Source organism: Kineosporiaceae bacterium, assembly GCA_016713225.1.
Taxonomy (GTDB): domain Bacteria; phylum Actinomycetota; class Actinomycetes; order Actinomycetales; family Kineosporiaceae; genus JADJPO01.
The window spans coordinates 1,228,587-1,235,295 of sequence record JADJPO010000003.1 but is presented as its reverse complement, the minus strand read 5'-3'; the positions used below and the strand labels follow the sequence as shown (position 1 = coordinate 1,235,295).

The 6,709-nt window shown below is 72.8% G+C and carries 6 protein-coding genes; 3 read left to right on the top strand and 3 right to left on the bottom strand.

Going from position 1 to position 6,709, the window contains the following annotated elements; all coding sequences use genetic code 11:
* The 3 genes from IPK24_16610 to IPK24_16600 form a co-directional block, all read left to right on the top strand.
* On the top strand, positions 1-1,485 hold a 1,485-nt coding region (locus IPK24_16610), incomplete at its 5' end, for a trehalose-6-phosphate synthase (GenBank protein MBK8077143.1).
* The gene (locus IPK24_16605) at positions 1,461-1,655 is read left to right on the top strand and encodes a hypothetical protein (protein ID MBK8077142.1); all 195 of its coding nucleotides are present in this window, start codon (positions 1,461-1,463) and stop codon (positions 1,653-1,655) included. The genes IPK24_16610 and IPK24_16605, both read left to right, overlap by 25 nt.
* A 78-nt stretch (positions 1,656-1,733) precedes the next feature.
* Complete coding sequence (locus IPK24_16600; GenBank protein MBK8077141.1) at positions 1,734-3,290, top strand: protein kinase; 1,557 nt, start codon at positions 1,734-1,736, stop codon at positions 3,288-3,290.
* On the opposite strand, the gene IPK24_16595 is transcribed toward IPK24_16600, so the two are convergent.
* From IPK24_16595 to ligD, 3 genes are read right to left on the bottom strand one after another with little or no spacing between them, the layout of a single operon-like run.
* Complete coding sequence (locus IPK24_16595) at positions 3,244-4,605, bottom strand: FAD-dependent oxidoreductase (GenBank protein ID MBK8077140.1); 1,362 nt, start codon at positions 4,603-4,605, stop codon at positions 3,244-3,246. The genes IPK24_16600 and IPK24_16595 overlap by 47 nt on opposite strands.
* Positions 4,602-5,501, bottom strand: a complete 900-nt coding sequence (locus IPK24_16590; GenBank protein MBK8077139.1) for a TIGR01777 family protein — start codon at positions 5,499-5,501, stop codon at positions 4,602-4,604. Before IPK24_16590 ends, IPK24_16595 begins: the two co-directional genes overlap by 4 nt.
* Complete coding sequence (gene ligD / locus IPK24_16585) at positions 5,498-6,700, bottom strand: non-homologous end-joining DNA ligase (protein ID MBK8077138.1); 1,203 nt, start codon at positions 6,698-6,700, stop codon at positions 5,498-5,500. Before ligD ends, IPK24_16590 begins: the two co-directional genes overlap by 4 nt.
* Positions 6,701-6,709: the final 9 nt, after the last annotated feature.

Below are 6,709 nucleotides of genomic sequence, written 5' to 3'. Positions count from 1 at the left end.
TTGCTCGGCGCCGACCTGCTCGGCTTCCAGCGTTCGGCCGACGCCAACAACGTGCTTCGGGCCTGTCGCCGCCTCGGGTTCGCCACCCGACGGGGGTTGGCCCTGGTACCGGACGCCGCGGGCGTGCGTGAGGTGCGCTGTGCGGCCTTCCCGATCTCGGTGGACGCCGCCGCGCTCGACCGACTCGCTCGCACGGATGCGGTGATGGCCCGCGCCAAGGAGATCCGCTACGAGTTGGGCGATCCCGACCTGGTGCTGCTGGGGGTGGACCGGCTCGACTACACCAAGGGCATTCTGCATCGCCTCAAGGCGATCGAGGAGTTGTTCGACGAGGGTCGTCTGTCGACTCCGCAGGCGGCGTTCGTGCAGGTGGCCACTCCGAGCCGGGAGCGGGTCGGGACCTATCAGGAGATCCGCCAGGAGGTGGAGGTCATCGTCGGTCGGATCAACGGCCTGCACGGCGAGATCGGCCACCCCGCCGTGCACTACCTGCACCAGTCGTTCCCCCGCGAGGAGCTGGCCGCGCTGTACCTGGTGGCCGACGTCATGCTGGTCACGGCCTTACGCGACGGCATGAACCTGGTGGCCAAGGAGTACGTCGCCAGCCGGCACGACGAGGGTGGGGCGTTGGTGCTCTCGGAGTTCACCGGCGCCGCGATCCAGCTGACCCAGGCGCACCTGATCAACCCGCACGACATCGACGGCACCAAGCAGGCCATCGTCCACGCCGTCCACACCCCGGCGCGCGAGGCGGCACGGCGGATGCGGGCACTGCGGCGGCAGGTGTTCACTCACGACGTGAGCCGGTGGGCGGCCGACTTCCTGGCGGCTCTGGGGCGTCCCCGCTGGGACGTGACGCCCGGCTCGGACCCGCTGCACGCTGCGCTGGTCGACCTCGCTGCGCGGGAGTCGGTTCTGATCGCGTGCGACGTGGACGGCGTGCTGGCGCCGCTGGTCGATCACCCGGATCAGGCTCGGGCACTGCCGATCGCGATGGTGGCCCTGGAGCGATTGGCGGGGCTGCCCGGCACGTCCGTGGTGCTGGTGTCGGGCCGGGCGCTGGCCAGCCTGCGGCAGGTGGCGCCGGTGGGTGAGGACATCATGCTCATCGGCGGGCACGGCGCCGAGAGCGCGACCGGTGACCTGATGCTCGATCGTGCCGGGCCGGACGACGACGAGGTGGCCCGGGCGGCTGACCTGGCCGAGGCGCTGACGGCGATCTCGACGGGGATCATCGGCTCGAAGATCGAGCGCAAACCCACCTCGGCGACGCTGCACACCCGGGGGTGCCGTCCTCGGAGGCCGCGCGAGCCGAGCGTGAGGTGCTGGCCGGTCCGGCGGCCTGGCCGGGAGTGCGGTTGCTGCGCGGCAAGGACGTGCTCGAGCTGTCGGTCAGTTCGGCGACCAAGGGCACGGCGCTGCGACGACTGCGCGAACGACTCGCGGTCCCGCCCGGGGGCGTGGTCTACCTCGGCGACGATGTGACGGACGAGGCGGCCTTCGCCGTCCTGGACCAGGCCGCCGGCGACGTGGCGATCAAGGTGGGCGAGGGGACGAGCCTCGCGGCGCACCGGCTGTCCGGCCCCGAGGCGGTGGCCGATCTGCTCGGCTGGGTCGCCGGGTTGCGGATCGGGGCGACGTCACGGTCGAGCTGACCTGTGGACAACCCGCCGTGATGATCTTGCCTGTGGACAACCAAAACACGTTTCGGCGGGATTTGTCACCCTGTCGCCATGGCTGCGATCACGGACGTTCTGCCGCTCGCCGACGATGAGCCGGTGGTGCCCGGCTATCGGATGCTGCGCCGACTCGGGGTCGGTGCGCACGCGACGGTCTGGCTGGCCGAGCAGGTGGAGACCGGCCGATCGGCGGCGGTCAAGGTCGCCCACCCGGGGGACCCCACGGCCCGGGCCGCCGTGGAGTGGGAACACCAGGTGCTGCAACGGGTGAGGCACCCGCACCTCACCCGGCCGGTGCAGGCCACCCGGTTGGACGACGCGCGCACCGCCTTGGTGCTCGACCACGCCGGCGGGGGCAGCCTGGCCGACCTGATCGCCGCGCGCGGTGGCCTGCGTCCGGGTGAGGTGAGCACCGTGCTGGTCGGCGTCGCCCGGGGATTGACCGCACTGCACGGCGCGGGGCTGGCGCACGGCGACCTGACCGCGGCCAACGTGCTGCTCACCGCCACCGGACGTCCGGTGCTGGCCGACCTCGGCAGCGCGACCGAGCTGACCGCCGACGGGGTGCACGCCGGGGACGACCTCCGTGCGCTCGGTGCGCTGATCCGGGTCTGCCTCACCGGGGTGAGCCGCCCGACCCGCTCGGACCTGGCGGCGATCAGTGAACCCGCGGCGTTGGCGCTGCTCGACCTGGCCGAGAGCTGCGGGACCACGAGGGCGGACGGCGTCCGGCCCCTTCCTGCCGAGATCGCGCGGCAGGCCTGGACGGCGTCTCCGCCGCAGGCGATTCGCCTGGTCGCGCCGCAGGAATGGCTCGGCGCCGGCGTGGCGTCGATGAGCCGTCCCGATCCCACGGTGCGTCATCGGGTCGCCGAATCGGCCGCCGGGCCGTCCGAGGTCCGACTGCCCGCGGAGTGGGATCGGGAGCCGACCTGGACCGACCCCGACGCGCTGCAGCCGACCCGTCGTCGGCGCTGGGTCCGGGTGGCGGCCGTGGCGACTCTGGCCACGGCCGTGGGGTCACTGGTCGGGGTGCTGCTCGCGACCCGGACCCCGGGGCCGAGCCCGGAGTCGGTTGCGGTGTCGAGTCGTCCGGGATCGCCGGCCGTTGAGGGATCGCCGGCCTCGCCGGCGCTGCCGGATCTGGCCGCGGTGCGCCATCTCGCCTCGGCCAGGGGCACGGCACTCGTGGCGGCTTCGGCGGATGCGCTACGGGCCGCGGATCTGGCCGGGTCGGCCGCGATGGTGGCCGACCGGAAGGTGGTGGATCAGTTGCGTCGCAACGGGTCCCGCCTGGTGGGGTTGACCTTCACCGTGCATGCCGTGCACGTGCTGCACGTGCTGCCCGTGGGGCCCGTGGGGCACGTGGGGCAGGGCGCCGACGGCCTGCAGGCCACGCCGGCGGGTGCCGGCGTGGAGGTGATGGCCGACGTCAGCACCTCGGGCTACCAGCAGATCGACGCCGCGGGCCGGGTCACGGCGTCCGCACCCGCCCGTGCCCACGAGACCGTGCGGTTGGCCCTGCGGCATACAGCGGGTGGCTGGCGCGTGGTCTCGGCCCGGATCAGCGCAGCGGCGGACGCTCCGGCGGGGTCAGGCCGAGATGAGTGAACACGGCATCGGCGGCCCGCCGTCCCGAGACCAACGCGCCCTGGATGGAGGCGGTGTCGCGGTGGTCACCCGCGACGAAACGTCCCCCACCCTGGTCGACCGGACGGCGTGCCTGCAGTGGCGGGGGCATCGCGGTCAGCGCGTGGGGGATCACGTGCCGACGCACCAGGGTCCAGGTGGAGGTGTCGGCGCCGTGGATCCGGGCCAGCTCGCGGCGCACCTCCGCCTCGGAGGTGGCCTCGGTGGCCCCGGCCGAGGGCAGCCCCCGCACCGTGCTGGCGATCAGCGCCCGGCCGGGCGGAGCGTAGGCGGGGGCCGAGGCGCTGAGCACCACGGAGTTGGCCAGATCGGTGCGGCGCTCGCCGTCCAGGTGGATCGCGCCGCTGGCACCGAACGGCCCCAGCGCATCGGCGGCGGCGCTGTGCCAGAACGTGGTCAGCGGTCGGGTCGCGACCTCCTCGTCGCCGGTGAACCGGGCTGCCGAGGCCGGGTCGGTGGCGACCACGACCGCGCGGGCGCTGACCGAGCCCGCTGCCGTGTGCACGACGTGGCCGGACGCGCCGGCCTCGACACGCTCGACCGGGGCGCCGAGGTGGACCCCGCTCACCCCCGCCGCCAGCTGATCGGCGATGGCCTGCATGCCCAGAGCGGGCACACTGGGCCGGCCGCGGACGAACGACCTGATCAGCAGCTCGACGAAACGCCGCGAGGTACTGCCGTCGATCTCGGCCAGGGTGCCGGACAGGAACGGTTCCAGGACGGCGTGGCGCAGGTCACCGGTCAGGCCGGCCGAACTCAGCGCGTCCGACCAGGCCTGATCCGGGGTGGTCAGGATCTCGTCGGGACGGCGGCGGGCGCAGGACAGCGCCCACTGCACGAACGCCAGCTTCTCGACCGGGCCACCGAGCGAGATGGCGGCGTCCCGGACCATGCGGGGCAGCAACGATGGGGGAGTGCGGCGGGGATCGCCGAGCACCCGATGACCCTGCTCAGTGGCGACCACCACGGCCCCGGGCAGCGGTCGCAGGTCCAGGGCCGCCAGGTCGAGCACTCGCCGGGCCTCGGGATAGGCCGGGTTGATCAGCTGAAAACCGAGGTCGCAGCGGTACCCGTCGACGACGTCGGTGCCCAGGCGCCCACCGACGCGCCCCGACGCCTCGAGGATCACGACGTCCAATGCGCCACCGTCGGCGCTGTCGGAACCACCGGCTGCCTGACCCCGGGCGAGGTGGCGGGCGCAGGCCAGCCCGGCGAGCCCGGCCCCGATGATGACGACGTCCGCGCTGGCCGGCACCGGTGCGAGTGCGTCGGTCATGGGGCGAGCAACCACGGCAGGGCCGTCTCGAGGTCGGGATGAGCGAAGGCAAATCCGCTGCGCTGCAACACCTCCGGGGTCATCCGGGTGCTGCCCAGAACCTCGGTCGAGAACTCGCCCAGAACGGTCCGCAGCGCGAAGGACGGTGCCGGGAGCAACGCCGGACGGTGCAGCGCCCGGCCCAGGGCGGCCGCCACCTCGGCCTGACGGGCCGGGTGGGGTGTGCACACATTGACCGGACCCGAGACCTCGTGCTGCAGCAGATGGATGATCGCCGACACCTGATCGGCCAGGGTGATCCACGACCACCATTGCCGGCCGGTGCCGAGGGGACCACCCAACCCCAGCTTGGCCAGCGGCAGCATCCGCCCGAACGCTCCGCCGTGCGGCGACAACACCAGGCCGCTGCGCAGCGTGGCCACCCGGACGGCGCCGCCACTGCCGGTCTCGGCTCGCCGGGCGGCCTCCTCCCAGGCCATCACCAGGTCGGTCAGGAAGCCCTCACCCGGTGGGCTGGTCTCGGTGAGCACCTCCTCACCGCGGTCGCCGTAGAACCCCTGCGCCGAGGCGTTGACCAGCACCGGCGGCGGGGTGCCGAGCGCCAGCATCGCGTCCACCAACACGTTCGTGGTGTTCACCCGCGAACTGACCAGCAGCCGCTTGTACGCGTCGGTCCAGCGCTTGTCCCCGACGCCGGCCCCGGCGAGGTTCACCACGCCGTCCACGTCGGCGAGGGCCTCGGACGGCAACCCGCCGGCGTCCGGGTCCCAGGTGATCTCGTGCGGCGTCCGCGCCGGACGCCGCACCAGCCGCACTGCCTCGTGGCCCTCGGCGGTGAGCCGGGTGACCAGCTCGGTGCCCATCAGCCCGGACGAGCCGGCGATCGCGATCCTCACCAGACGATTCCTTCCCACGGGTCGTAGTCGACCTCGAGCGGTTCCTGTTCCGGGCGGTCGGCCTCGGGGACGTGCTGCAGGTTGACCCTGATCCGGTACCACAGTGAACTGCGACCCCGCATGCCGTCCACCAGAACATCGATCTCGGCCAGCTGCGAGGCCACCGCCGGATGTCGGGTCGCCCACCGCTCGTACCCGGCCATGGCCTCCTGCCTGGTTTTGGCCCGCGCGATCTCGAGCAGCGGCCGTTGCGGTCGGCGTCGCCCGGCCGTCGGGTCGTGGCCCGAACCCCGGGGCGGCTTCTCGGCCGGACCCAGGGCATCGGCTCGTTCGAGCAAGGCGTCGAGGGACCCGGTGACCTCCTGCATGCCCTGCCACGGGTCACCGATCTGCGCGAACCGCGCCGCCACCGAGCGCACGGTGAACATCTCCGGACGGCATTGCGCCACCTCGTCCCAGCGCAGCGGCGTCGACACCCGGGCATCCGGGGTGGCACGCACCGAGTACGCCGAGGCGACGGTGCGGTCCTTGGCGTTCTGGTTGAAGTCGACGAACACCCCCTGCCGCTCCTCTTTCCACCACTTGCTGGTGGCCAGGTCGGGGGCACGCAGTTCGACCTCGCGGGCCACCGTCTGGGCGGCCAGGCGCACCGTGGGGTAGGGCCAGTGCGGGGCGATGGGGGAGTAGATGTGGAATCCGCGCGAGCCGGAGGTCTTGGGCCAGGCCGTCAGTCCGTGGTCGGTCAACACCGTGTGGACGACGTGCGCCACGTCGAGGATCTGCTCCCAGGTCACCCCGGGCATCGGGTCGAGGTCGATGCGCAGTTCATCGGGATGATCCAGGTCGCCCGAGCGCACCGGATGCGGGTTGAGGTCGACGCAGCCGAGGTTGATCGCCCACGCCAGCCCGGCCGCGTCGTCCACGACCGCCTCGTCGGCGAAGGTGCCGCGGGCGTAGTTCAAGCGGGCCACCCGCACCCAGTCCGGCCGCTTCTCGGGGGCGCGCTTCTGAAAGAACGCCTCGGCCGCAATACCTTTCACGAAGCGTTTGAGCACCATGGGCCGGTCGCGGACGCCGCGTAGCGCGCCGTCCGCGACCGCCAGGTAGTACTCGATCAGCTCGAGCTTGGTGAGCCCGAGCGCCGGGAACACGATCTTGCCGGGGTTGGTGATGGTGACCTCTCGGCCGGCGATCTGCATGCCACCTCG

What these genes read in the sequence shown, in the direction of transcription:
- ligD (MBK8077138.1), bottom strand. Translation starts at nt 6,700, where the DNA reads ATGCAGATCGCCGGCCGAGAGGTCACCATCACCAACCCCGGCAAGATC.
- IPK24_16595 (MBK8077140.1), bottom strand. Translation starts at nt 4,605, where the DNA reads ATGACCGACGCACTCGCACCGGTGCCGGCCAGCGCGGACGTCGTCATC.
- IPK24_16600 (MBK8077141.1), top strand. Translation starts at nt 1,734, where the DNA reads ATGGCTGCGATCACGGACGTTCTGCCGCTCGCCGACGATGAGCCGGTG.